This window comes from Stenotrophomonas sp. GbtcB23 (genome assembly GCF_019091045.1).
In the GTDB taxonomy this organism is placed as follows: Bacteria; Pseudomonadota; Gammaproteobacteria; order Xanthomonadales; family Xanthomonadaceae; genus Stenotrophomonas; species Stenotrophomonas rhizophila_A.
In genome coordinates this window covers 1-494 of record NZ_JAGXKC010000185.1, presented here as the reverse complement: position 1 = coordinate 494, position 494 = coordinate 1, and the positions used below count along the sequence as shown (strand labels likewise).

1 protein-coding gene is annotated in these 494 nt (G+C 67.0%); it reads left to right on the top strand.

What is annotated here, in order from left to right; translation table 11 throughout:
• Nucleotides 1-494 (top strand): STN domain-containing protein (locus KVS69_RS18720; RefSeq protein WP_217539480.1); only part of this gene is annotated, 494 nt, incomplete at both ends.

Sequence of the window (494 nt, the reverse complement as noted above, 5' to 3'; positions counted from 1 at the left end):
GAAAGACCACCGGCGGCGCGACCGGGGCGCTGACGCCATCCGCGGCGCTCGCGCGGCTCTTGTCCGGCACGGGCATTTCCTATCGCTTCAGCAGCGGCAACACCGTCACGCTTGAAGCTGCCGCTTCCGGCGCTGCGGCCACCGGCGACGGTGACACGATGCTGGCGCCGATCGTCCTGCACGGCGGCCGTGCGGGCAATCTTGTCGATGAGCCCTATCAGACGGCGGGTTCGACCAGCTACATCTCCTCGGAGCAGATCGAACGCTTTCGCGGATCGACGGCCGGCGACATCTTCAAGAACACGCCCGGTGTCATCTCCGCCAACAACCACAATGGCGGTTCCGTCAACGTCAATATCCGCGGCCTGCAGGGCCAGAACCGCGTGCGCGTGGCGATCGACGGCACCCAGCAGACGACGACCACCTGGCGGGGTTATGCCGGCGTCGACGGCAAGGCCTATATCGACCCCGCCCTGATCGGCGGCGTCACCAGT